The organism is Caldovatus sediminis, from assembly GCF_014644455.1.
Classification (GTDB): domain Bacteria; phylum Pseudomonadota; class Alphaproteobacteria; order Acetobacterales; family Acetobacteraceae; genus Caldovatus; species Caldovatus sediminis.
This window is the reverse complement of sequence record NZ_BMKS01000006.1, coordinates 111,923-133,505: the sequence shown is the minus strand read 5'-3', so window position 1 is coordinate 133,505 and position 21,583 is coordinate 111,923. Positions and strand designations below refer to the sequence as shown.

The window sequence follows — 21,583 nt, the reverse complement described above, 5'->3', positions numbered from 1 at the left end:
CTCAATTCCTCTTCGCATCCGCCGCCGTCGCGGCGATCAGTTCGTCCGTCAGCACCAGCTTCGCCTTGCGGATGTTGCTCCGCGGCAGCCTGGCCTCCGTCCCGTCCTCGAGCCGCAGCCGCGCGGTCTCCGCGTCGGCGCCGAGGACGATGCCCTTGAAGCGGCGGCGCCCCTCGACCGGCACGGCGAGCTCGACCGTCGCGACGTGGCCGGCGAACCGCTCCCAGTCCTTCGCCCGGGTCAGCGGCCGGTCAATCCCGGCCGAGGAGACCTCGAGGGTCCACTCGCCGCTGAACGGGTCGGCCACGTCCAGCACGGCGCCGAGAACGTGGCTGATCGCCTCGCAGTCCTCGACCCGGAAGGGCCGGCCGTCGGCCCGGTCGGCCATGATCTGCACGGTCGGCCGGTCCTTGCCGCTGATCTGCACGCGGACGAGCTCGTAGCCCATGTGTTCGAGGGTCGGCGCGACGATCTCGGCGATGCGCGCCTCGAGTCCCTCATGGCGTGGGAGTTCGGCTGCCAAGCAACAAAAAAGGCGGCCCCTTTCAAGGCCACCCCCCGTGCGATCGGATGGTGTTGTCGCGCGAGATATAGGCACGGAACCGGTCCGCCGCAAGCGGTTCCGGAAGGCGGGCACGGCCGCTCCGCCCCGCGGCCGCCCACCTCAGCGCCGGCGGAACACCCAGTAGCGCGGCCGGCGGCCCTCGCCCAGCGCCTTCGCCTCGTAGCGCGTGGGCGGCCAGCCCGCCGGGCGCGCGTCGGCGACAAGGACCCTCTCGAACCGGTCGGTGCCGGCGAGGACCTCTTCGACCCAGGCCTGGTAGGTGGGGTCGTCGGTCGCGATGCGCCAGTCGGCGCCGGGACGCAGGACGCGCGCCACCGCCGGCAGCAGGGCGGGGTGGACGAAGCGCCGCTTCGCGTGGCGCGCCTTCGGCCAGGGGTCCGGAAAGAGCAGGAACAGCCGGTCGAGCGCCCCTTCGGGCAGCAGCGCCAGCAGCCGCCGCGCGTCCTCCGGCCAGAGCCGCAGGTTAGGCGGCAGCGGCGCGGTCGCCTCCCCGCCCTCCGGGACGAGGCGCGAGAGCAGGGAGCACAGTCCGTTCTCGAACACCTCGCTCGCGATCAGGCCGACGCGCGGGTGCGCCGCGACCTGCGCCAGGGCGTGCTCGCCGGCGCCGAAGCCGACCTCGAGCCAGACCGCCCCGACCGGGACGGCGAAGGCGGCGCGCGGATCGGCGGCGGCCTCGGGCGGGAGGCGCAGCCGCGGCAGCGTCAGGTCGAGCAGGCGGTGCTGGCGCGGGCGCAGCGGATGGCCGCGACGGCGGCCGTAGAGCCGGTCGGGGATGCCATCGGCGATCTGGCGCGGGTGGACGGGCGGCATCGGCATTGGTCATCGGCGGCGGAGACGAGGGCGGCGCGGGCCGCCCCGATCGCGCGGGGCGCGCCGGGTGCGGGCCGGCCCGGCAACCGCCGCTCAGCGCCCGAAGGCGCGCCTCAGTTCCGGCACCAGGTCGGTGCGCTCCCAGGTGAAGGTACCCCTCTCCTCGTCCGGCGTGCGGCCGAAATGGCCGTAGGCCGAGGTCACCGCGTAGATCGGCCGGTTGAGGTGCAGGTGCTCGCGGATGCCGCGCGGCGAGAGGTTCACGAGGTCCTGCACCACCTTCGAGAGCCTGTCCTCGTCCACGTCCTTGCCGGTACCGTGCAGGTCGAAGTAGACCGAGAGCGGCTTCGAGATGCCGATCGCGTAGCTCACCTGGATCGTGCAGCGGTCGGCGAGGCCCGCGGCGACGACGTTCTTGGCGAGGTAGCGGCAGGCGTAGGCGGCGGAGCGGTCCACCTTGGTCGGGTCCTTGCCGGAGAAGGCCCCGCCGCCGTGCGGCGCCGCGCCACCGTAGGTGTCGACGATGATCTTGCGCCCGGTGAGGCCGCAGTCGCCGTCCGGGCCGCCGATCACGAACTTGCCGGTGGGGTTCACGTAGAACTCCGCCTCCGGGCACATCCAGCCCTTGGGGAGCGAGGACTCCACGATCGGCCACAGCATGCGCTTGATCTCCGCCTGCTCCAGCCCCTCGACGTGCTGGGTCGAGACGACGACGGAGGTGGCGCCGACCGGCCTGCCGTCCACGTAGCGCAGCGTGACCTGGCTCTTGGCGTCGGGCAGCAGGCCGGCGACCAGGGGGTCCCTGTTCTTCCTGAGCTCGCTGATGCGGCGCAGGATCAGGTGGGCGTAGTAGATCGGCGCCGGCATCAGCTCCGGCGTCTCGCGGCAGGCGTAGCCGAACATCATGCCCTGGTCGCCGGCGCCCTCGTCCTTGTTGCCGGCGGCGTCCACCCCCAGCGCGATGTCGGCGGACTGCGCGTGCAGGTGGACCTCGACCTTGGCGTGCTTCCAGGAGAAGCCGGCCTGGTCGTAGCCGATGTCGTGCACCGCCATGCGGGCGAGGTGCGCGAGGAGTTCGGGCGTCACCGTCTCCGGCCCGCGGGTCTCGCCGGCGAGGACGATGAGGTTGGTGGTGACCAGCGTCTCGCAGGCCACGCGCGAATAGGGGTCGGCCTCGAGGAAGGCGTCGAGCACGGTGTCGGAGATGCGGTCGGCCACCTTGTCGGGGTGGCCCTCGGAGACGGACTCCGAGGTGAAGAGAAACTCGCCCTTGTCGCGCATGGCGTCGGTGGTTCCTGTGGTCGCGGGAGAGCGGGCAGCGCCGCGCTGCGCCCCGGCCGGACGGGGCGCAGGCCGTATCGCAGGGGGTCAGGGCGGGGTCAAGGCGGCGCGCGGTGGCCCGGCGCCGGCCCGCCGCCGGCGCCTGCCGGACCCCGGCCGCTATCCCCCCTTCACCCCCTGCGTGTTCACGTAGAGCGCGTAGAGCGACTGCGCCGCCGCCATGAACAGGCGGTTCCGGTGCCGCCCGCCGAAACAGAGGTTGGCGCAGCGCTCCGGCAGGTGGATGTGGCCGATCGGGACCCCGGCCGGGTTGATCACCCGCACGCCGTCGAACTCCGCCGACATCCCCCAGCCGCACCAGAGGTTGCCGTCGAGGTCCACCCGGAAGCCGTCCGGCGTCTCGCCCGGCCGGCAGGCATAGAAGACGCGGCGGTTGCGCAGGCTCTTGCCGTCCGGCCCGACGTCGTAGGCGAGGAGGTTGCGCGGCTCGCTCCGGCTCTCGACGATGTAGAGGACCTTCTCGTCCGGCGAGAAGGCGAGGCCGTTCGGGTGGTTGATGTCGTCGGCGACCAGCGTGATCTCGCCGGTGCGGCCGTCTATGCGGTAGACGTTGGTGTGGGGCAGCTCGGGCTCCGCCTTCTCGCCCTCGTAGTAGGCGTAGAGGCCGAAGGGCGGGTCGGTGAACCAGACCGAGCCGTCGCTCTTCACCACCACGTCGTTCGGGCTGTTCAGCCGCTTGCCCTGGAAGCGGTCGGCGAGGACGGTGATCGCGCCGTCGTACTCGAAGCGCACGACGCGGCGGCCGAGGTGCTCGCAGGCGACGATGCGGCCCTCGCGGTCGCGGGTGTGGCCGTTGGCGTTGTTGGAGGGCTTGCGCCAGACGCTGACCGCGCCGGTCTCCTCCTCCCACTTCAGGACGCGGTTGTTGGGGATGTCGGACCACAGCAGGCAGCGCGCGTCGCCGAGCCAGACCGGCCCCTCGCCCCAGCGCGAGCCGTGCCACAGCCGCTCCACCGCGCTGAGCGGGAGGTGGTACTTCCTGAACGCCGGATCGAGCGCGACGATGGCGGGGTCGGGATAGCGCTCGCTCGGCTGCCAGCGCGGCGCGGCGGTCGGGTCGGGCATCGGCGTCTCCCCTGCGATGCGGTCCTCGGTCGGGGTGCGATCCTGCCGGCCCGACGCGCGCCGCGCCAGCCCCGCGCGCTCAGGCGCCCGCGGGCACCAGGGCGCGCAGCAGCAGCGCGAGGAGGCCGACCGCCGCGACGCCCGCCGCCCAGAGCAGGACGAACCAGAGCAGCCGCCGCGCCGTGGTGCCGCGCATCAGTGGTATCCGACACCCTCCCGCACCTTGCCGCGGAACAGCCAGTAGGCATAGGCATTGTAGGCGAGGATCATCGGGATCAGCACCACCGCGCCGACCAGCAGGAAGACCTGCGTCGCGCGCGGCGCCGCCGCGTCCCAGATGGTGATCTCCGGCGGCACGATCAGCGGCCACATGGAGATGCCGAGCCCGACATAGCTCAGCAGGAACAGGCCGAGCGCGGCGAGGAAGGGCGCCCCGTCGCGCCAGATCACCTGCCGCGGCGGCGCGGGCGGCCGCGCCGCCGCGTCGCGCTCGATGGAGGCGAGGCTGCGGAACAGCCACCAGACGAGGAGGGCGACCAGCAGCGGCACCGGCGCGGCGAGCAGGATCGCCGGGAAGTCGAACCAGCGCGCGCGGAAGGCGGGCTGCAGGAAGGGCATGACGAGGCTGACCAGCACGATGAACCCGACCGTCGCCAGCGCGAGCGGCCAGGCGAGGCGGAGCGCGTGCGCCTGCACCGCGCCCTCGGTCTTGAGCACCAGCCAGCACGCGCCGAGCAGCCCGTAGCCCGCGACCAGCGCCACCCCGACCAGCACGGAGAACGGCGTCAGCCAATCCCACCAGCCGCCCGCGTAGGCCCCCTCCTCCACCGCGATCCCCTGGACGAGCGCGCCGAGCGTGATCCCCTGGCAGAAGGCGGCCGCCGTGCTGCCCCACCAGAAGCCGCGGTCCCACCACAGCCGCGCCTCGTCGCTGTCCGCCTTGAAGCGCATCTCGAACGCGACGCCGCGGAACACGAGCGCGAGCAGCATCACGATCACCGGCATGTAGAGCGCCGGCAGGATCGTCGCGTAGGCGAGCGGAAAGACCGGCATCAGCCCGACGCCGCCGAGCACCAGCCAGGTCTCGTTGCCGTCCCACACCGGGGCGACCGAGTTCACCGCGACGTCGCGCTCCGAGCGGCCGCGGATCGCGGCGAACAGGATGCCGACGCCGAGGTCGAAGCCGTCGAGCACGACGTAGAGGAACACGGCGGTGGCGAGCAGCAGCGCCCACACCACCGTGAGATCGAGCCAATCGGGCATGGCGCGCTTCCCCTCCCTGCCGGATCACCCGCCGCCGGACCGCGGCAGGGCGCGGCCCGGCTCCACCGCCGGCGCCGGCGTGATGCCGGCGGTGCGGATCGGCTCCCCGGCCGGCACCGCGGGCTCCTCCGGCAGCGGCGGGCGGGACATGAGCCGCAGGATCAGCCAGGTGCCGGCGCCGAAGACCAGGAAATACACCACCACGAACAGCGCGAGCGAGGCCGCGACCGCCGGCGCCGCGATCGGCGAGACGCTGTCGGCGGTGCGGAGCACGCCATAGACCGTGTAGGGCTGGCGTCCGGCCTCGGTGACGATCCAGCCCGCCGTCGCCGCCACCAGTCCCGACGGCCCCATCGCCACCGCCCAGCGCAGGAACCAGGGCGTCGTGTAGAGCCGCCGGCGCCAACGCAGCCAGGCGGAGGCGAGGCCGAGCGCGATCATCACCAGCCCGAGCCCCACCATGACGCGGAAGGACCAGAAGACCAGCGGCACGTTGGTCGGCCGCTCCTCGGGCGGGAACGCCTTCAGGCCGCGGATCTCGGCCTCGAAGCTGTGGCCGAGGATGAGGCTGCCGAGGCCGGGGATGGAGACCTCGAGCCGGTTCATCTCCCGCTCCTGGTCCGGCAGGGCGAAGAGGACGAGCGGCGCCTTGGTCCGGGTCTCCCAGTGCCCCTCCATCGCCGCGACCTTCTGCGGCTGGTGCTCGAGCGTGTTGAGCCCGTGCAGGTCGCCGATCACGAGCTGCGCCGGGGCGACGAAGAGCGCCATCCACATCGCCATCGAGAACATCACCCGCGCGCGGGCGTTGGCGGCGTCCTTCAGCAGGTGGTACGCGCCGACCGCGCCGACGATCAGCGCCGTGGTCAGGTAGGCGGCGGTGACGGTGTGCAGGAAGCGGTAGGGGAACGAGGGGTTGAAGATGACCGCCCACCAGTCCTCCGGCAGGAACCGGCCGTCCGGCCCGATCGTGTAGCCGACCGGCGTGTTCATCCAGGAGTTGGCGGAGAGGATCCAGAAGGCCGAGAGCAGCGTCCCGAACGCGACCAGCAGGGTCGCGGTGAAGTGCAGCCCCCGCCCGACGCGGTTCAGCCCGAACAGCATCACGCCGAGGAAGCCCGCCTCGAGGAAGAAGGCGGTCAGCACCTCGTAGCCGAGCAGCGGGCCGAGCAGCGGCCCCGTGCGGTCGGCGAAGACCGACCAGTTGGTGCCGAACTGGTAGGACAGCACGATGCCGGAGACCACCCCCATCGCGAAGGCGATGGCGAACACCTTCACCCAGTAGCGCCAGAGGTCGAGATAGAGGGCGCGGCCGGTCCACAGCCACATCCCCTCGAGCACCGCGAGGTAGCTCGCCAGGCCGATGGTGAAGGCGGGGAACAGGAAGTGCCAGACGACGGTGAAGGCGAACTGGAAGCGCGCCAGGTCGAGCGCGCTCGGCAGGGCCTCCAGGAGCGTGTCCGTTGGCATGGCGGATCCCTGGGCGATCGGCGACTGCTCCCGATGTGGGGCGGCGCGCGCCGAGGGGGAGGGCAGCCGGCGGCGCCGGATGGCGGCGCGGGTTCTCCCGTGGCGGGCGACCGGCCGGGCGTCCTCGCCTCCGCGCCGGCCGCGGCTCCGGCGCAGGAGGGCGCGCCGTGGCGCTCCCCTCGCCCTGCATCCCGCCGAACGCGCCGCGCCGGCGGATCATGCGGCCCCTGGACCCGGACGCGCCGCCGCGGAGCGCCGGATCGCGGCGGTCAATTCTTCGCTGGCGGGGCTTCGCCGCCGCGCCGTGGCGGCGTCACGCCGGCGGCGACAGCCCCTGTTCGCGCCGGATCGCCTCCAGCAAACCCGCCGTCGAGCCGTCGTGCGCCCCTTCGCGCACCCCGCCCTCCAGCTCCTCCCCGATCGGCCCGGCGAGCTGCTTCCCGAGCTCCACGCCCCACTGGTCGAAGGCGTTCACCCCCCACAGCGCGCCGAGCACGAAGACCTTGTGCTCGTAGAGCGCCACGAGCTGCCCGAGCGTCTCCGGCGCCAGCCGCGGCAGCAGGATCGTCGTGCTCGGGCGGTCGCCCGGGAAGACGCGGTGCGGCAGCAGCCGCGCGATCTCCGCCTCCGGCAGCCCCGCAGCGGCCATCTCCGCGCGCGCCTCCTCGGCGCTCCGGCCGCGCAGCAGCGCCTCCGCCTGGGCGAGGCCGTTGGCGAGCAGGGCGCGGTGGCTCTCCGCGTGCGGATGGTCCGGGCGGGCGACCAGGATGAAGTCCACCGGCACCGGCGTCGTGCCCTGGTGGACGAGCTGCATGAAGCTGTGCTGGGCGTTGGTGCCCGGCTCGCCGAACACCACCGGCCCGGTCGCGCGCGCGACCGGCGTGCCGGCGAGCGTCACCCGCTTGCCGAGGCTCTCCATCTCCAGCTGCTGCAGGTGCGCGGGCAGGCGCGCCAGGCGCTCGTCGTAGGGCAGCACCGCGCGCGCGCCGTAGCCGAGCGCGTTGACGTGCCACGCCTCGACCAGCGCCATCAGCACCGGCACGTTGCGCTCGAGCGGGGCGGAGAGGAAGTGCTCGTCCATCGCCCGCGCGCCGGCGAGCAGCCGCGCGAACGCCTCCCACCCCAGCGCGAGGGCGAGCGACAGGCCGATCGCCGACCACAGCGAGAACCGCCCGCCCACCCAGTCGCGGAAGCCGAACACCCGCGCCGGGGCGATGCCGAACGCCCCGGTCGCCTCCAGGTTGGTGGACATGGCGGCGAGGTGGAGGCGGACCCTCTCCTCGCCCAGCGCCGCGGCGAGCCACGCGCGCACCAGGCGCGCGTTCAGCATCGTCTCCTGCGTGGTGAAGGTCTTGGACGCGACCAGCACCAGCGTCCGCGCCGGGTCGAGCCGCGGCCGCAGCGCCTCCCACGCATGCGCGTCCACGTTGGCGAGGTAGTGCGCGCGCAGCGGCGACACCCCCTCGCGCCACAGCGCCCGCGCCGCCATCGCCGGCCCGAGGTCGGAGCCGCCGATGCCGATGTTCAGCACGTCGGTGAAGCGCTCCCCCGTCGCGCCGCGGATCTCGCCCGCGTGCACCGCCTCGGTGAAGGCGCGCATCAGGTCGAGCGTGTCGTGCACCGCCGCCGAGGCGTCCTCCTCGCCGGCGCGGAATCCCGCCGAGCGCGGCGCGCGCAGCGCGATGTGCAGCACCGCGCGGCGCTCGGTGGCGTTGATCGGCTCGCCGCGCGCCATGGCGTCGCGCCGCGCCTCCACCCCGCAGGCGCGGGCGAGGTCGAGCAGCGCCGCCAGCGCCGCGTCCGACACCGAGGTCTTGGAGAGGTCCACCAGCAGGTCGCCGGCGCGGTGCGCGAAGCGCGCGAAGCGGCCCGGATCGGCGGCGAACAGCGGGCGGATCGCGCGCGATTCCGGCCGCGCGCCGAGCGCCTCGACCGCGGCCCAGGCCCGGGCGGCGTCATCGCCCATGCGTGTCCTCCTCCGTCCGCCGGGCGGGGCGCGCCGGCCGGGCCGGCGCACGGTCGCCGCTGGCGCGCCGCGCGTCAGAGCCCGACCGGCCGTCCCGCCACCACCACCGACAGCGCCTCGGGCTTGAGCAGGCGTGCCGCCACCGTCGCCGCGCGGTCGCGCGTCAGCGCCCGCAGGCGCGCCGTGCGCCCGTCCAGCCAGTCGATCGGCCGCCGGTTGCGCCGCATCGCCAGCAGCGTGCCGGCGATCCGCCGGGTGTCGGTGAACTGCAGCGGCAGGGAGCCCGTGAGGTAGGCGACCGCTTCGTCGACCTCCTCCGCCGTCGGGCCCTCGGCGGCCATGCGCGCCCATTCCTCCTGCGTGACCGCCAGCGTCTCCGCCACCCGGCCGTTCTCGGTCGCCACCGAGCCGATCACCTGGGCGCGCCGGAACATCACATCGAGGCCGGCGCCGATGCCGTAGGTCAGCCCGCGCTGCACGCGCACCGCCTGCATCAGCCGCGAGGTGAACCCGCCGCCGGCGAGGACGCGCAGCACCACCTGCGCCGCCTCCCAGTCCGGATCGTCCACCCCGAGGCCGGGCTGGCCGAAGATCGCGGTGGACTGGGGCGAATCGATCTCGACCACCTTGCGTCCGAAGGCGCGGAAGGGCGGCAGCGGCGGCGGCGGCGGCGGGGCGGCCGGGGGCAGCCCGTCGAACAGCGCGGGCAGCAGCCCCGCCAGATCCTCCGGCGTGATGTCGCCGGCGGCGGCGACCAGCAGCCCGCCGCGGCGGAGCTGGCGCGCGATCGCTTCGCGGATCGCCTCGACCGGCATGGCGGCGAGGGACTCCGGCGTGCCGCCGACCGGGCGGCCGACCGGATGGTCGGGGTAGGCCGCGCTCCAGAAGGCGCGGCCCGCCTGGCCGCGCGGCGTCTCCAGCGCCTGCCGCACGCCCGCGACGGCGCGGGCACGCACCCGCTCCACGGCGTCGGCGTCGAGCCGCGGCGCGGTCATGGCCAGCCGCGCCAGGCGCACCGCCTCGGGCAGCGCGGTGGAGAGGGCGCGGAAGGCGCCCTCGAAGCCGTCGCGCTGCGCCTCGAAGCCGAGGCCGATGGCGGAGTCGCGCAGCGCGTCCGCGAACTCCGCCGCGCGCAGGTCGCCCGCCCCCTCGGTCAGCAGGGCCGCGGCCATCGCCGACGCGCCGCTCCGCTCCGCCGGGTCGAGCGACGCGCCGCCCTCCCAGGCCCAGGCGAGGGAGACGACGGGCACGGAATGGTCCTCGACGAGCCAGGCGGTCAGGCCGCCGGGCGCCTCGACGGCACGGATCGGCAGGCGATGGGCGGTATTGGCGGCGTCGCTCATCCGCGGACGCTCCCGGCCGGGGCGTCGGCGGGCAGCAGCCAGCCGACGGTGTTGGGCGCCGCCGCCAGCACCGCCCGCGCCGCCTCGGCGACCTGGGCCGGGGTCACGGCGCGCAGCCGCGCCGGCCAGAATTCCACCGCCTCGATCGGCAGGCCGATCGCCAGCGCCCCGCCGATCATGTGCGGCGCAGCGCCGAGGCTGTCGAGGGCGAACAGCGCCCCCGCCGTCAACTGCCGGATCGAGCGGGCAACCTCGGCCTCGCTCGGCCCTTCGTCGAGCAGCCGCTTCACCACGTCGTCGGCGGCGCTCTCCAGCCGCTCCGGCGCCACCTCCCGCCGCGGCGTGGCGTAGAGCGAGAAGGCGCCGACGCCGAGCGCGTCGCCGTCGTAGCCCGCGGCGGCGGCGACCGCGAGGCCGGCCTCGACCAGCGCCTTGTGCAATCGGCTGCCCTGGCCGCCGCCGAGCAGGTGCGCCAGCACCTCGAGCGCATAGGCGTGCCCGGTCTCGCCCGCGGTCAGGGTCGGCGCCATCCACGCCCTGGCGTAGGCCGCCTCGCGCACCCCAGGGTCGCGGCGGATCAGCCGCGGCTCGCGCGCCGTGGCGGGAGCGGGGCCGCGCACCCGGCGCGGCGCCTCGCGCGCGGGGACGGCGCCGTAGTGCCGCTCGACGAGACGGCGGAGCTCGGCCTCGCGCACGTCGCCGGCGACCACCAGGATCGCGTTCTCCGGCGCGTACCAGCGGGCGTAGAAGCCGCGCAGGTCGTCGAGCGTGATGGCGCGGATCTCCTCCTCCCAGCCGATGATCGGCCGGCCGCGCCAGTGCTGCGGGCCCCACAGCGCGGCGTCGAAGGCTTCGCGGAAGCGGGCGCGGGGGTTGCTGTCGGTGCGCGTGCGGCGTTCCTCCAGCACCACCTGGCGCTCGGCCTCGAACTCCTCGGCGCCGAGGAGCGCGCCGGCGACGCGGTCGGCCTCCATCTCCATCACGAGGGGCAGGCGCGAGGCCTCGACGTGCTGGTAGTAGGCGGTGACGTCGCGCGAGGTGAAGGCGTTGTCGTTGCCGCCCTCGCGGGCGACGATCTGCGAGAAGGCGCCGTTGGGGACGTTCCGGCTGCCCTTGAACATCATGTGCTCGAGGAAATGCGCCACGCCGGAGCGGCCGGCCGGGTCCTCGCCGCTGCCGACCGCGTAGAACAGGTACTGGGCGACGACCGGCGCCCGCCGGCTCTCGACGAAGGCGACGGTCAGGCCGTTCTGGGGCAGGCGCCAGACCTGCGCGCCGAACAGCGGGCGCTCGGGCGGCGGGACGGGCGGGCCGGTCTCCGCCCCGGCAGCCGGCGCGGCGACGGTGGGGGGAGCGGCGAGCGCGGCCGTGGCAACGGCCGCCGCCGCCGTGGCGAGGGCGGTGCGACGGGTCACGGGAGGCATGGCGGCGCCACAGGTGGGGCGTCGCGCGCGATCCGCAAACCCTCGGCCGCGCGAGGGGGCCTCAAAATCAGAACAGGCCCTCGAGCAGGCCGCGCCGGCGCGGCTGGATGATCGGCGTCTCGCCCTCGGTCGGCGCGCGGCCGAGCGCCGCGTTCTCGCGCAGGCGCTGCGCCTCGCGCTGCGGGTCCACCGGGGTGCCCGGCGCGGGCGGCGCGCGCCAGAACATCAGGCGGTCCACGAAGGAGCGCTCCGGCTGCTCCAGCCGCAGCGACTCCTCGTCCACCCGACGGCGGATGTCGGGCGGCGCCCCAGGGCCGGCCTGGGAGACGAGGGCGAGCTCGCCGGTGGTCGGCCGCGCGGGGGCGGCCGGACCGCCGAGCGCGGCGCCGCCGAGGAGCGCGGCCTCGGCCTGCTCGCGCACGGAGGCCTCCTGCGGCCGCCCCGCCCCGGGCCGAGGCGGCGGCAGCACCGTCATGTCCGGCGGCATGGAGAGCGGTGCGCGGGTGGTGACGGCGAACTCGTCCGGCGCGTCGCGGGTGAAGCCGAGGGTGCGGGCGGTGTCCGGTCCGCAGCCGGCGAGCCCGGAGGCGAGGCCGGCGGCGAGGACGAGGGCCGCCGCGGCGGGGCGGGCGCCGCCGGCGGCGCGGAAGAGGGATCGCTGCCTCATGCGCCTTCCTTAGCCGTCGCCTTGGGCCGGAACAAGGCATCGGCGACGAGGGCGGCGACGCCGAGCACGATGGCGGCGTCGGCCAGGTTGAACACGTACCAGTGCCAGGACCCGGCATAGACGTCCACGAAGTCCACCACGGCGCCGAAACGCAGCCGGTCGATCAGGTTGCCGACCGCCCCGCCGACCACGGCGCCGAGCGCGACGGCGGCGAGCCGGGTCTCGGCGCGGGCCATCCAGCGCAGCAGGAAGCCGGCGATGAGGGCGGCGAGCAGGACGAGGGCGAGCTGGTGCCAGACCGTGTCGCCCGCGAGCAGGCCGAAGGTGACGCCGCGGTTCCAGACCATGGTGAGGTCCATCCCCGCCGGGCCGAGGGCGAGGAGCGGGACGTTGCGCAGCTCCGGCAGGCGGAGGACCTCCAGGATCCACCACTTGCTCGCCTGGTCGGCGGCGAGCACGGCGGCGGCGACGGGGAGGCCGAGGCGGAGGCTCACGGGGCGGGGGCAGCCGGGAGGCGGCCGCTCCCGCCCCGGCGCGCGGCGGGCGCCGCCATCACTCGGCCGCGCGGGAGAAGGCCGGGTGCGCCGCCACGGCGTCCTCGCAGCGCCGGCAGAGGGTCGGGTGCGCGGCGCTGCGGCCGACCTCGGGCAGGACGCGCCAGCAGCGTTCGCACTTCGCCCCGGGAGCGGGGCGGAATTCCACGACCGGGGGCGCCGCCTCCCCGGGCGCGCCGTCCTGCGGCGCGACCTCCATCGCCGAGACGATGCAGACCTCCGCCCACTCCTCGGGCGTCAGCAGCCCGAGGTCCTGGCGCGCCAGCCGGAGCCTCGGCGCGGCCTGCAGGCCGGCGCCGATCGCGCCCTCCCGCCGATGGGTCTCGAGCGCGGCGGTCACGGCGCCGCGGATCGCGCGGATCCGCTCCCACTTCGCCGCCAGCGCCGCGTCCCGCCACCCCTCCGGCACCAGCGGGAAGTCGAGCAGGTGGACGCTGCCCTCCTCGTCCGGGAAGCGGGCCAGCCAGGCCTCCTCCGCGGTGAAGACCAGCACCGGCGCGAGCCAGGCGCAGAGGCAGCGGTGCAGCGCGTCGAGCACCGTGCGCGCGCTGCGCCGGCGGTGGCTGTCGGGCCGGTCGCAGTAGAGCGAGTCCTTGCGGATGTCGAAGTAGAAGGCGGAGAGGTCGGTGGCGCAGAAGGCGTGCAGCTCGGGATAGACGCCGGTCCAGTCGTGCGTCTCGACGGCGCGGCGGATGCGCGCGTCGAGCTCGGCGAGGCGGTGCAGCACCCAGCGCTCCAGCTCCGGCAGCGCCGCGTAGGGCACCGTCTCCTCGTCGGTGAAGCCGGCGAGGTTGCCGAGCAGCCAGCGCAGCGTGTTGCGCAGGCGGCGGTAGAGCTCCGCCTGCTGCTTCAGGATCTCCGGCCCGATGCGCAGGTCCTCGGCGGTGTCGGAGTTCATCACCCAGAGGCGCAGGATGTCGGCGCCGTACTGGCGCATCACGTCCTGCGGCGCGGTGACGTTGCCGAGGCTCTTCGACATCTTGCGGCCCTGCTCGTCGAGCACGAAGCCGTGCGTCAGCACCGCCCTGAACGGGGCGACGCCGCGCGTGCCGACCGATTCGAGCAGCGAGGAGTGGAACCAGCCGCGGTGCTGGTCCGAGCCCTCCAGGTAGAGGTCGGCCGGGAAGGGCAGGCCGCGCTCGGGCGTCAGGACGAAGGCGTGGGTCGAGCCGGACTCGAACCACACGTCCACGATGTCGGTCACCTGCTCGTAGTCCGCGGGGTCGCGCCCCGCGCCGAGGAAGCGGCCGGCGGCGCCGGGCCTGTACCAGGCGTCGGCGCCCTCCTCGGCGAAGGCGGCGCAGACGCGCTCGATCACCGCCGGGTCGCGCAGCGGCTCGCCGCTCCGCCTCTCGACGAAGACCGGGATCGGCACGCCCCAGGCGCGCTGGCGCGAGACGCACCAGTCCGGCCGCGCGGCGATCATGGAGGCGAGGCGGTTGCGCCCGGCCTCGGGGATGAAGCGGGTGCGGGCGATCGCCTCCAGCGCCCTGGCGCGGATGCGGTTGGCGTCGTCCATGGCGATGAACCACTGCGGCGTGGCGCGGAAGATCACCGGCTTCTTGGAGCGCCAGGAATGCGGGTAGGCGTGGGTCAGCCGGCCCCTGGCGACGAGGGTGCCGGCCTCGCGCATGGCCGCGTAGATCGCCTCGTGCGCCTTGAAGACGTGCAGGCCGGTGAAGCCCGGCGCCTGGACGGTGAAGGTGCCGTCGTCGTTGACCGTCTCCGGGATCGGCAGGCCGTGCTGGCGGCCGAGGTTGAAGTCGTCCTCGCCGTGGCCGGGGGCGATGTGGACGAAGCCGGTGCCGGCCTCGGTGGTGACGAAGTCGCCGGGCAGCAGGGGGACGTCGAAGTCGTAGCCCCGGCCGCGCAGCGGGTGCGCGGCGACGGCGCCGGCGAGCTCCGCGCCCTTCAGCACGCGGCGGACGGTGTGGGCGCCGAGGCCGGCCTCCTTCTCGAACTCCGGCAGCAGCTTCAGCGCCACCAGCAGCCGCTCGCCGACGCGGAGCAGCGAGCCGTCCGCGACGCCCTCCACATGCACCAGCGCGTAGTCGATCTCCGGCCCGTAGGCGACGGCGCGGTTGCCGGGGATGGTCCAGGGCGTGGTGGTCCAGATCACGACGCTCGCGCCGACCAGGTCCTCCGCGCCCGCGCGCAGGATCGGGAAGCGCGCGTGCAGCGTCGGCGAGACGTGGTCGTGGTACTCGATCTCGGCCTCGGCGAGCGCGGTCTTCTCCACCGGGCTCCACATCACCGGCCTGAGCCCGCGGTAGAGCGAGCCGTTGAGCAGGAACTTGCCGAGCTCGCGCGCGATCGCCGCCTCGGAGGCGAAGTCCATCGTCGAGTAGGGCCGCCACCAGTCGCCGAAGCAGCCGAGGCGGATGAACTCCTCGCGCTGCACCTTGAGCCAGTGCTCGGCATAGGCGCGGCACTCGGCGCGGAAGTCGAGCACCGGCACCGCGTCCTTGTCGCGGCCCTTCGCCCGGTACTCCTCCTCGACCTTCCACTCGATCGGCAGGCCGTGGCAGTCCCAGCCCGGCACGTAGTCGGCGTCGAACCCCGCCATCTGCGCGGCGCGGTTGATCACGTCCTTGAGGATCTTGTTGAGCGCGTGGCCGATGTGGAGGTGGCCGTTGGCGTAGGGCGGGCCGTCGTGCAGCACGAATTTCGGCCGTCCCGCGGACTTCGCGCGCAGCCGCGCCCAGAGGTCGAGCCGCGCCCAGCGCTCGAGCCATTGCGGCTCGCGCTTCGGCAGGTCGCCCCGCATCGGGAAGGGGGTGGTCGGCAGGAAGACCGTGGCGCGGTAGTCGCGGGGCGCGGCGGTCGCTGCGTCGGAGGCGTCGGTCATCGGCGGAGGTCTCGGGCCGCCTCGGGGGCGGCGTCAGGGGTGGCGCGCGTCGGTCGGGTCCCGGCCCTCTCAGCGGAGGACCGGGCCGGGAATTCGGAACTGCGCCCGCCGGATCATCCCCGCCATATGCGGAGCCCGCCGGGCGCGGGTCAAGCGTCCCGGGGGCGCCCGGCCCGACCGGCCGCGCCGGTCCGCGTCCGCTCAGCCGCCGGGCGACCCGGTGCCGAGGAGCCGCCGCGCCGCCTCGGCATCGGCCGCGATCGCGGCCTTCAGCTCCTCCAGATCGGCGAATTTCGCGTCCGGCCGCAGGAAATGCTCCAGCCGCACCCCGATCTCCCGGCCGTACAGGTCGCCGTCGAAATCGAAGATGTGCGTCTCCAGCCGGGTCCGCGGGTCGCCGCCGAGCGTCGGCCGCCGCCCGACGTTCGCCACCCCGTCGCGCAGCGTCCCGTCCGGCAGCGCCACGCGCACCGCGTAGACCCCGCGCGCGGGCTCCAGCTGCCGCCCGAACCACATGTTCGCCGTCGGCCAGCCGAGCGCCCGGCCGAGCTTGTCGCCGTGCTCGACCCGGCCGCGCACCTCCCAGGGCCGCCCGAGCATCTCCGTCGCGCGTTCCGGATAGCCGTCCTGCAGCGCGCGGCGGATGCGGGTGGAGGAGATCGGCCCGCCCGCGTCCGAGAGGTGCGGCACGGCGGTCAGCCCGATCCCGCGCCGCTCCGCCTCGCGCGCGAGGAAGGCGACGTCGCCGCCGCGCCGGTGGCCGAAGGCGAAGTCCACGCCGCAGGCGAGGTGCCGCGCGCCGATCCCCCGGTGCAGCACCTCCTCGACGAAGGCCTCCGCCGGCATCGCCGCGAAGGCGGCGGTGAAGGGGATCACATAGACGATCCGCGCTCCGATCGCGCCGAGCAGCGCCACCTTCACCTCCGGCAGGGTCAGGCGGAAGGGCGGGTCGTCGGGGCGGAAATGCTCGCGCGGATGCGGCTCGAAGGTGAGCGCGGCGAGGGGGAGGTCCGGCCGCGCCGCATGCGCCGCGCGCAGCACCGCCGCGTGGCCGCGGTGCACGCCGTCGAAATTGCCGAGCGCCACCGTCGCCCCGCGCAGCGCCTCCGGCAGGCCCTTCCAGGTGGCGACGACCTCGGGGCCTGCCGCCGGAGCGGTCACGTCTCCTCCTCGCCGAGCCAGCGCGGCCGCGGCGGGGGCCGGAACGCCGCCAGCGCGTCCAGCGCCGCATCCGGCGTCGCCGCGCGCAGGGCCAGGCTTCGGTTCACGGGCGTCAGGAACCCCTCCTCGACCATCTGGTCGAGCAGCGCGAGCAGGCGCCCCCAATAGCCTGCGACGTCGAGGAGGACCAAGCCCTTGCCGTGGATGCCGAGCTGCGTCCAAGTGAGCGTCTCGATCGCCTCCTCCAGCGTGCCGTAGCCGCCCGGAAGCACGACGAAGCCGTCCGCCAGATCCGCCATCAGCGCCTTGCGCTCGTGCATCGTGTCCACGACGCGCAGGTCGGGGATCGAGCGCAGCCCGACCTCGCGGCGCAGCAGGCCGCCGGGGATGACGCCGGTCACCTCCGCGCCCGCGGCCAGCGCCGCCTCGGCGACCACGCCCATCAGCCCGACCGCCCCGCCGCCATAGACGAGGCCGAGCCCGCGCGCCGCGATGGCGCGGCCGAGCGCGGCCGCCGCCTCGCGGTAGACCGGCCTGCGCCCTTCCGCGGAGCCGCAGAACACGCAGACGCGGCGCATCGCACGCGTGCCGCTCAGCCGCCGTTCCGCGACGGCACCATCACCGTCGCGTCGCCCTCGATCACCGGCCTGCCCTCGACGGTGCAGACGGTCCGGAGGATGGCGCGCTTCCGGTCCGGATCGAGGCCGGTGACCTCGACCGTCGCCGTCACCGTCGCGCCGATCCGCACCGGCGCGCGGAACCTGAGGTTCTGCGCGAGGTAGATCGTTCCGGGTCCGGGCAGCCGCGTGCCCAGCACGGTGGAGATCAGCGAGGCGCTGAGCATCCCATGGGCGATCCGCTCCTTGAACAGGCTCCGCGACGCCGCCTCGGCATCGATGTGGACGGGGTTGGTGTCGCCCGAGACCCCGGCGAAGAGCAGGATGTCGGCCTCGGTGATGGTCTTGGCGAAGCTCGCGCTCTGACCGAGCTCCAGGTCCTCGAAATAAAGGCCGGCTCCGGCCATTCCGGGGGCGCTCCTATGCTGCACTGCGGCAAGCGCCGCTTAGCTCCGCCCGGGCGAATGGACAAGCCGCGCCCCCCCTGCCAGAAGCCGATCGTCACGGGACAGGAACCGCCCCATGCCGCGGACCGCGATCGGCCGCTCCGAACGCCTGCTCGAGGAGCTGCGCCGCTGGGTCGAGCACGAGACGCCGACCACCGACCCACGGGCAGTGAACCGGCTGCTCGACGTCGCGGAAGGCGAGCTGTGCGCCGCTGGCGCCACCATCGAGCGAATTCCGGGCCGTGACGGCTACGGCGACACGCTGATCGCCCGCACGCCCGGCGGGCGAGGGCGCCCGGTGGTCGTCGCCGGCCATCTCGACACGGTCTGGGACCACGGCACCCTGGCGCGCTCCATGCCCTTCCGGGTGGAGGGCGAGCGCGCCTACGGCCCGGGCATCTTCGACATGAAGGCGGGCAGCTTCCTCGCCTTCCACGCGGTGCGCGAGATCCTGCGGCAGAAGACCCCGACGCGCGCGCCGGTGGTGCTGCTGCTCACCCCCGACGAGGAGGTGGGCAGCCCGACCAGCCGCGCCATCATCGAGCGCGAGGCGCGCGGCGCCTGCGCCGTGCTGATCCCCGAGCCGGCGGTGGGCCCCGAGGGCGCCTGCGTCACCGCGCGCAAGGGGGTGGGCCGGTTCGAGATGCGGGTGCGCGGCCGCAGCGCGCATTCGGGCGGGAACTGGCAAGACGGGCGCAGCGCGGTGGTGGCCCTGGCGCGCCGGATCCTGGAGATCCACGCGCTGGTGGACCTCGATCGCGGCGTCACCACCAACGTCGCCCCGATCCGCGGCGGCACCCGCCCCAACGTGATCGCGCCCGAGGCGGCCTGCGAGATCGACCTCCGCGTCGCCACCGCCGAGGACGGCGAGCGGCTGGAGCGCCTGATCCTCGGCATGGCCGGCAGCCCGGAGGAGGGCATCGAGATCGCCGTCAGCGGCGGCATGAACCGCCCGCCCTTCGCCGAGACGCCGGCGATCCTCGCGCTCTGGGAGACGGCGCGGGCGCTGGCCGCGGCGGAGGGCTACGACCTGCCGAAGACCTTCCGCGGCGGCGGCTCGGACGGGAACTTCACCGCCGCGCTCGGCGTGCCGACGCTGGACGGGCTCGGCTGCCCCGGCGCCGGCGCGCACGCGCCGGACGAGCACATCCGCTGGCCCGACCTGGCGCCGCGCGGCGCCACCCTCTGCGCGCTGCTGGAGACGCTGGGCGACTGACCGGCGCTTGCCGCGCCGCGCGGGCCGGGCTGCAATGCGCCGGGTCCGAGGGAGGAAGCCGGCATGTCCGACGAGGCGCTGATCCGCCTGACCGCCACCGAGGCGGTGGCGAGGCTCCGGCGCGGCGAGGTCTCGCCGCTCGAGCTGATCGAGGCGGCGGCGGCGCGCATCGCCGCGGTCGAGCCGGCGGTGAACGCGCTGCCCACCCTCTGCCTCGACCGCGCGCGCGACCACGCGAAGCGGCTGATGCGCGGCGAGGGGCGCGAGGCCGAGGGCGAGCCGGGCTGGCTCGCCGGCCTGCCGGTGACGATCAAGGACCTGGTGGACGTCGCCGGCGTGCGCACCACCTACGGCTCGCCGATCTTCCGCGACCACGTGCCGGAGCGGTCGCACCCGCTGGTCGAGCGCATCGAGCGCAAGGGCGGCATCGTCATCGCCAAGTCCAACACGCCGGAGTTCGGCGCCGGCGGCTCGACCTTCAACGAGGTGTTCGGGCGCACGCGCAACCCGTGGAACACCGCGCTCACCTGCGGCGGCTCGACCGGCGGCGGCGCGGTGGCGCTGGCGACCGGGGAGTGCTGGCTCTCCCACGGCTCCGACCACGGCGGCTCGCTGCGCCGGCCGGCGACCTATTGCGGCGTGGTCGGCCTCCGCCCCTCGCCGGGGCGGGTGACGCGCGGGACGAGCAACACCCTCTTCTCCCCGCTCTCGGTGCAGGGGCCGATGGCGCGCAACGTGCCGGACGTGGCGCTGTTCCTCGACACCATGGCGGGCTGGGACCTGCTCGACCCGCTGACCTACGAGGCGCCCGCCGTGCCCTACGCGCGCGCCGTCGCCGAGGCCGAGCGCGCCCTGCCGCTGCGCATCGCCTTCACGCCCGACTTCAACGGCGGCCTCGCCGTGGACCGCGAGACGCGGGAGATCTGCGCCCGCGAGGTGCGGCGCTTCGAGGAGCTCGGCTGCACCGTGGAGCTCGCCGCGCCCGATCTCGGGCCGCTGGAGGAGGTCTTCCTGGTGCTGCGCTCGCAGCAGTTCGTCGTGGACCGCGAGCTGCAGATCGCGGCCCATCGCGACCTGATCAAGCCCGACATCATCTGGAACACCGAGCGCGGCCTCGCCGCCACCCCCTCCCGCCTCGCCTGGGCGGAGCGCGAGCGCGCCGCCTGGTACCGCCGCGTCGCCGCGCTGTTCGCGCGCCACGACGTCTTCGTCACGCCGGGCGCCGCGACGCCCGCCTTCGACGTCATGCTGCGCCACCCGGAGACGGTGGACGGCAAGAGGCTCGGGAACTACATGGCGGCGTCGCTGATCAACGCCGCGATCACGCTGGCCGGGTGCCCGGCGGTGGCGGTGCCCTGCGGCTTCGACCGCTACGGCCGCCCGGTCGGCCTGCAGGTGGTCGCGCCGCCGCGGCAGGAGGCGCGGGCCCTGCAGGCCGCCGCGCTGTTCGAGCGGCTGACCGGGCTCGACCGGCTGCTGCCGATCGCCCCGCGCCCGGGCACGGTGCCGCCGCCCTCCTGACCGGCCGGCGACGCCAGGGAAGGCGACACGCCGGCCCGACCTCCTGCTATGCTCTCCGGCGCCGCGCGGACAAAGGCGCGGCGGGAGAAGGCGCCCATGGACGAGGACCGCTTCAACATGGCCGTGCGCAAGTTCCTCAAGCAGGTCGGCGTCACCTCGCAGCGCGAGATCGAGCGCGTGGTGCGCGAGGGCCAGGTGCAGGGCAGGACGCTCAGGCTGCGGATGACGCTCACCTCCGACGACGCGCCGCTGCGGCACGTCGTCGAGGAGACGATCGCGCTCGACTGAGCCGGGCGAGGGGAGGAGACACGCCGCCATGACCGCACGCCGCCGCGCGCTGCTCGCCGCCGGCCCCGCATCGCTGCTCGCCGCCGCCGGGCCCGCGGCGGCGCAGGCGGGGGGCGAGCGCTGGCCCGGCCGCCCGGTCCGCATCGTCGCGCCCTACGCGCCGGGCGGGCAGTCCGACACGGTGATCCGCCTGCTCCAGCCCCGGATGGCGGAGTTCCTCGGCCAGCCGATCGTGATCGAGAACCGCACCGGCGCCGGCGGCACGATCGGCGCCGGGATCGTCGCGCAGGCGCCGCCGGACGGCCACACGCTGCTGTTCGAGAGCATCGCCTTCCTGATCGCGCCGCTGATCGTCCGCGGCCTCGCCTTCGACCACGAGACCGCCTTCGTCCCGGTCGGCCAGGCGGTGGCGGCGCCCTACGTGCTGGCGGTGAGGCGCGACTTCCCGGGGCGCGACCTCGCGGGCTTCGTCGCCGCGGCGAAGGCGGCGCCGGGCAGCGTCACCTACGGCACGCCGGGCGTCGGCTCGCCGGGCCATCTCGCCGGCGCGCTGCTGGAGAGCCGCGCCGGCATCCGGCTGGAGCACGTGCCCTATCGCGGCGGCGCGGAGGCGGCGCGCGACCTAGCCGCGGGCAACATCGCGGCGGTGCTGATCACCGCGAACTCGATCAAGCCGGTCATAGACGACGGCCGCGCGCTCGGCATCGCGCTGACCAGCGCCGAGCGCCGCGGCAGCCTCGCGCACCTGCCGACGATCGCCGAGAGCGGCTATCCCGGCTACGACATGACGAGCTGGAACGGCCTGTTCGCGCCGGCCGGCACGCCGGAGCCGGTGATCGGGCGCCTCTCCGCCGCGCTGCGCCATGCGACCGGCGACCCGGCGGTGCGCGAGCGCCTGGCGCTCACCGGCAACGACGCGGTGACCGACACGCCGGCGGAATTCGCCGCCCGCATCCGCCGCGAGCGCGAGGTGGTGAAGCGCATCGTGCGCGAGAGCGGGATCCGCGTGGAGTAGGGC

At 74.9% G+C, this 21,583-nt stretch carries 20 protein-coding genes; 4 read left to right on the top strand and 16 right to left on the bottom strand.

Features of this window, described 5'->3' with window-relative positions; all coding sequences use genetic code 11:
* Position 1: 1 nt before the first annotated feature.
* The 16 genes from rimP to IEX99_RS11670 all read right to left on the bottom strand — a co-directional run bounded on the left by rimP (position 2) and on the right by IEX99_RS11670 (position 17,501).
* Positions 2–523 (bottom strand): ribosome maturation factor RimP, encoded by a 522-nt coding sequence (rimP, locus tag IEX99_RS11745; protein ID WP_188900423.1) that lies wholly within the window; start codon positions 521–523, stop codon positions 2–4.
* A gap of 141 nt (positions 524–664) precedes the next feature.
* The gene (gene trmB / locus IEX99_RS11740) at positions 665–1,378 is read right to left on the bottom strand and encodes a tRNA (guanine(46)-N(7))-methyltransferase TrmB (protein ID WP_229677969.1); all 714 of its coding nucleotides are present in this window, start codon (positions 1,376–1,378) and stop codon (positions 665–667) included.
* A gap of 93 nt (positions 1,379–1,471) precedes the next feature.
* Positions 1,472–2,659, bottom strand: a complete 1,188-nt coding sequence (metK, locus tag IEX99_RS11735) for a methionine adenosyltransferase (RefSeq protein WP_188900419.1) — start codon at positions 2,657–2,659, stop codon at positions 1,472–1,474.
* A gap of 159 nt (positions 2,660–2,818) precedes the next feature.
* Positions 2,819–3,784, bottom strand: coding sequence for an SMP-30/gluconolactonase/LRE family protein (locus IEX99_RS11730; RefSeq protein ID WP_188900417.1), 966 nt, complete (start codon positions 3,782–3,784; stop codon positions 2,819–2,821).
* A 79-nt stretch (positions 3,785–3,863) separates the two neighbouring features.
* Positions 3,864–3,980, bottom strand: a complete 117-nt coding sequence (locus tag IEX99_RS11725; protein WP_188900415.1) for a DUF2474 family protein — start codon at positions 3,978–3,980, stop codon at positions 3,864–3,866.
* Positions 3,980–5,047, bottom strand: coding sequence for a cytochrome d ubiquinol oxidase subunit II (gene cydB, locus IEX99_RS11720; RefSeq protein ID WP_188900413.1), 1,068 nt, complete (start codon positions 5,045–5,047; stop codon positions 3,980–3,982). The genes IEX99_RS11725 and cydB overlap by 1 nt, the downstream gene beginning before the upstream one ends.
* Before the next feature lie 24 nt (positions 5,048–5,071).
* Positions 5,072–6,514, bottom strand: a complete 1,443-nt coding sequence (locus IEX99_RS11715; protein ID WP_188900411.1) for a cytochrome ubiquinol oxidase subunit I — start codon at positions 6,512–6,514, stop codon at positions 5,072–5,074.
* 313 nt (positions 6,515–6,827) lie between these two features.
* Positions 6,828–8,480, bottom strand: a complete 1,653-nt coding sequence (pgi, locus tag IEX99_RS11710) for a glucose-6-phosphate isomerase (RefSeq protein WP_188900409.1) — start codon at positions 8,478–8,480, stop codon at positions 6,828–6,830.
* Positions 8,481–8,554: 74 nt separating this feature from the next.
* On the bottom strand, positions 8,555–9,823 hold the full coding sequence (locus IEX99_RS11705) for a M16 family metallopeptidase (protein WP_188900407.1): 1,269 nt from the start codon (positions 9,821–9,823) through the stop codon (positions 8,555–8,557).
* Positions 9,820–11,247 carry a M16 family metallopeptidase gene (locus IEX99_RS11700; RefSeq protein ID WP_188900405.1) on the bottom strand — a complete coding sequence of 476 codons (1,428 nt, stop codon included), beginning with the start codon at positions 11,245–11,247 and terminating at the stop codon, positions 9,820–9,822. Before IEX99_RS11700 ends, IEX99_RS11705 begins: the two co-directional genes overlap by 4 nt.
* A 67-nt stretch (positions 11,248–11,314) precedes the next feature.
* Entirely contained in the window at positions 11,315–11,914 is a 600-nt protein-coding gene (locus tag IEX99_RS11695) for a DUF3035 domain-containing protein (protein ID WP_188900403.1), read from the bottom strand.
* Positions 11,911–12,408: a signal peptidase II gene (gene lspA, locus IEX99_RS11690; protein WP_188900401.1), complete on the bottom strand. Its 498-nt coding sequence runs from the start codon at positions 12,406–12,408 to the stop codon at positions 11,911–11,913. Before lspA ends, IEX99_RS11695 begins: the two co-directional genes overlap by 4 nt.
* A gap of 58 nt (positions 12,409–12,466) precedes the next feature.
* Positions 12,467–15,316, bottom strand: coding sequence for an isoleucine--tRNA ligase (ileS, locus tag IEX99_RS11685; protein ID WP_188900399.1), 2,850 nt, complete (start codon positions 15,314–15,316; stop codon positions 12,467–12,469).
* Positions 15,317–15,517: 201 nt separating this feature from the next.
* Positions 15,518–16,477, bottom strand: coding sequence for a bifunctional riboflavin kinase/FAD synthetase (locus IEX99_RS11680; RefSeq protein ID WP_188900397.1), 960 nt, complete (start codon positions 16,475–16,477; stop codon positions 15,518–15,520).
* Complete coding sequence (locus IEX99_RS11675; RefSeq protein WP_188900395.1) at positions 16,474–17,055, bottom strand: LOG family protein; 582 nt, start codon at positions 17,053–17,055, stop codon at positions 16,474–16,476. Before IEX99_RS11675 ends, IEX99_RS11680 begins: the two co-directional genes overlap by 4 nt.
* A 14-nt stretch (positions 17,056–17,069) precedes the next feature.
* Positions 17,070–17,501, bottom strand: coding sequence for a MaoC family dehydratase (locus IEX99_RS11670; protein ID WP_188900393.1), 432 nt, complete (start codon positions 17,499–17,501; stop codon positions 17,070–17,072).
* 115 nt (positions 17,502–17,616) lie between these two features.
* Here IEX99_RS11670 and IEX99_RS11665 point away from each other — a divergent pair, with 115 nt between their 5' ends.
* The 4 genes from IEX99_RS11665 (at position 17,617) to IEX99_RS11650 (ending at position 21,580) form a co-directional block, all read left to right on the top strand.
* On the top strand, positions 17,617–18,756 hold the full coding sequence (locus IEX99_RS11665) for a M20 family metallopeptidase (protein ID WP_188900391.1): 1,140 nt from the start codon (positions 17,617–17,619) through the stop codon (positions 18,754–18,756).
* A 63-nt stretch (positions 18,757–18,819) separates the two neighbouring features.
* Complete coding sequence (locus tag IEX99_RS11660) at positions 18,820–20,277, top strand: amidase (protein ID WP_188900389.1); 1,458 nt, start codon at positions 18,820–18,822, stop codon at positions 20,275–20,277.
* Between the two features lie 96 nt (positions 20,278–20,373).
* Positions 20,374–20,565 (top strand): DUF6494 family protein, encoded by a 192-nt coding sequence (locus IEX99_RS11655; protein ID WP_188900387.1) that lies wholly within the window; start codon positions 20,374–20,376, stop codon positions 20,563–20,565.
* Positions 20,566–20,593: 28 nt separating this feature from the next.
* Positions 20,594–21,580 carry a Bug family tripartite tricarboxylate transporter substrate binding protein gene (locus tag IEX99_RS11650; RefSeq protein WP_188900385.1) on the top strand — a complete coding sequence of 329 codons (987 nt, stop codon included), beginning with the start codon at positions 20,594–20,596 and terminating at the stop codon, positions 21,578–21,580.
* Positions 21,581–21,583 lie beyond the last annotated feature (3 nt).

Excerpts from the sequence above, each read along its gene's own strand:
- IEX99_RS11665 (WP_188900391.1), top strand. The coding sequence starts at position 17,617 with ATGCCGCGGACCGCGATCGGCCGCTCCGAACGCCTGCTCGAGGAGCTG.
- ileS (WP_188900399.1), bottom strand. The coding sequence starts at position 15,316 with ATGACCGACGCCTCCGACGCAGCGACCGCCGCGCCCCGCGACTACCGC.
- IEX99_RS11670 (WP_188900393.1), bottom strand. The coding sequence starts at position 17,501 with ATGGCCGGAGCCGGCCTTTATTTCGAGGACCTGGAGCTCGGTCAGAGC.
- IEX99_RS11715 (WP_188900411.1), bottom strand. The coding sequence starts at position 6,514 with ATGCCAACGGACACGCTCCTGGAGGCCCTGCCGAGCGCGCTCGACCTG.
- cydB (WP_188900413.1), bottom strand. The coding sequence starts at position 5,047 with ATGCCCGATTGGCTCGATCTCACGGTGGTGTGGGCGCTGCTGCTCGCC.
- IEX99_RS11695 (WP_188900403.1), bottom strand. The coding sequence starts at position 11,914 with ATGAGGCAGCGATCCCTCTTCCGCGCCGCCGGCGGCGCCCGCCCCGCC.
- IEX99_RS11705 (WP_188900407.1), bottom strand. The coding sequence starts at position 9,823 with ATGAGCGACGCCGCCAATACCGCCCATCGCCTGCCGATCCGTGCCGTC.
- trmB (WP_229677969.1), bottom strand. The coding sequence starts at position 1,378 with ATGCCGCCCGTCCACCCGCGCCAGATCGCCGATGGCATCCCCGACCGG.
- metK (WP_188900419.1), bottom strand. The coding sequence starts at position 2,659 with ATGCGCGACAAGGGCGAGTTTCTCTTCACCTCGGAGTCCGTCTCCGAG.
- IEX99_RS11675 (WP_188900395.1), bottom strand. The coding sequence starts at position 17,055 with ATGCGCCGCGTCTGCGTGTTCTGCGGCTCCGCGGAAGGGCGCAGGCCG.
- IEX99_RS11650 (WP_188900385.1), top strand. The coding sequence starts at position 20,594 with ATGACCGCACGCCGCCGCGCGCTGCTCGCCGCCGGCCCCGCATCGCTG.
- IEX99_RS11655 (WP_188900387.1), top strand. The coding sequence starts at position 20,374 with ATGGACGAGGACCGCTTCAACATGGCCGTGCGCAAGTTCCTCAAGCAG.
- IEX99_RS11660 (WP_188900389.1), top strand. The coding sequence starts at position 18,820 with ATGTCCGACGAGGCGCTGATCCGCCTGACCGCCACCGAGGCGGTGGCG.
- IEX99_RS11730 (WP_188900417.1), bottom strand. The coding sequence starts at position 3,784 with ATGCCCGACCCGACCGCCGCGCCGCGCTGGCAGCCGAGCGAGCGCTAT.
- IEX99_RS11725 (WP_188900415.1), bottom strand. The coding sequence starts at position 3,980 with ATGCGCGGCACCACGGCGCGGCGGCTGCTCTGGTTCGTCCTGCTCTGG.
- IEX99_RS11700 (WP_188900405.1), bottom strand. The coding sequence starts at position 11,247 with ATGCCTCCCGTGACCCGTCGCACCGCCCTCGCCACGGCGGCGGCGGCC.
- pgi (WP_188900409.1), bottom strand. The coding sequence starts at position 8,480 with ATGGGCGATGACGCCGCCCGGGCCTGGGCCGCGGTCGAGGCGCTCGGC.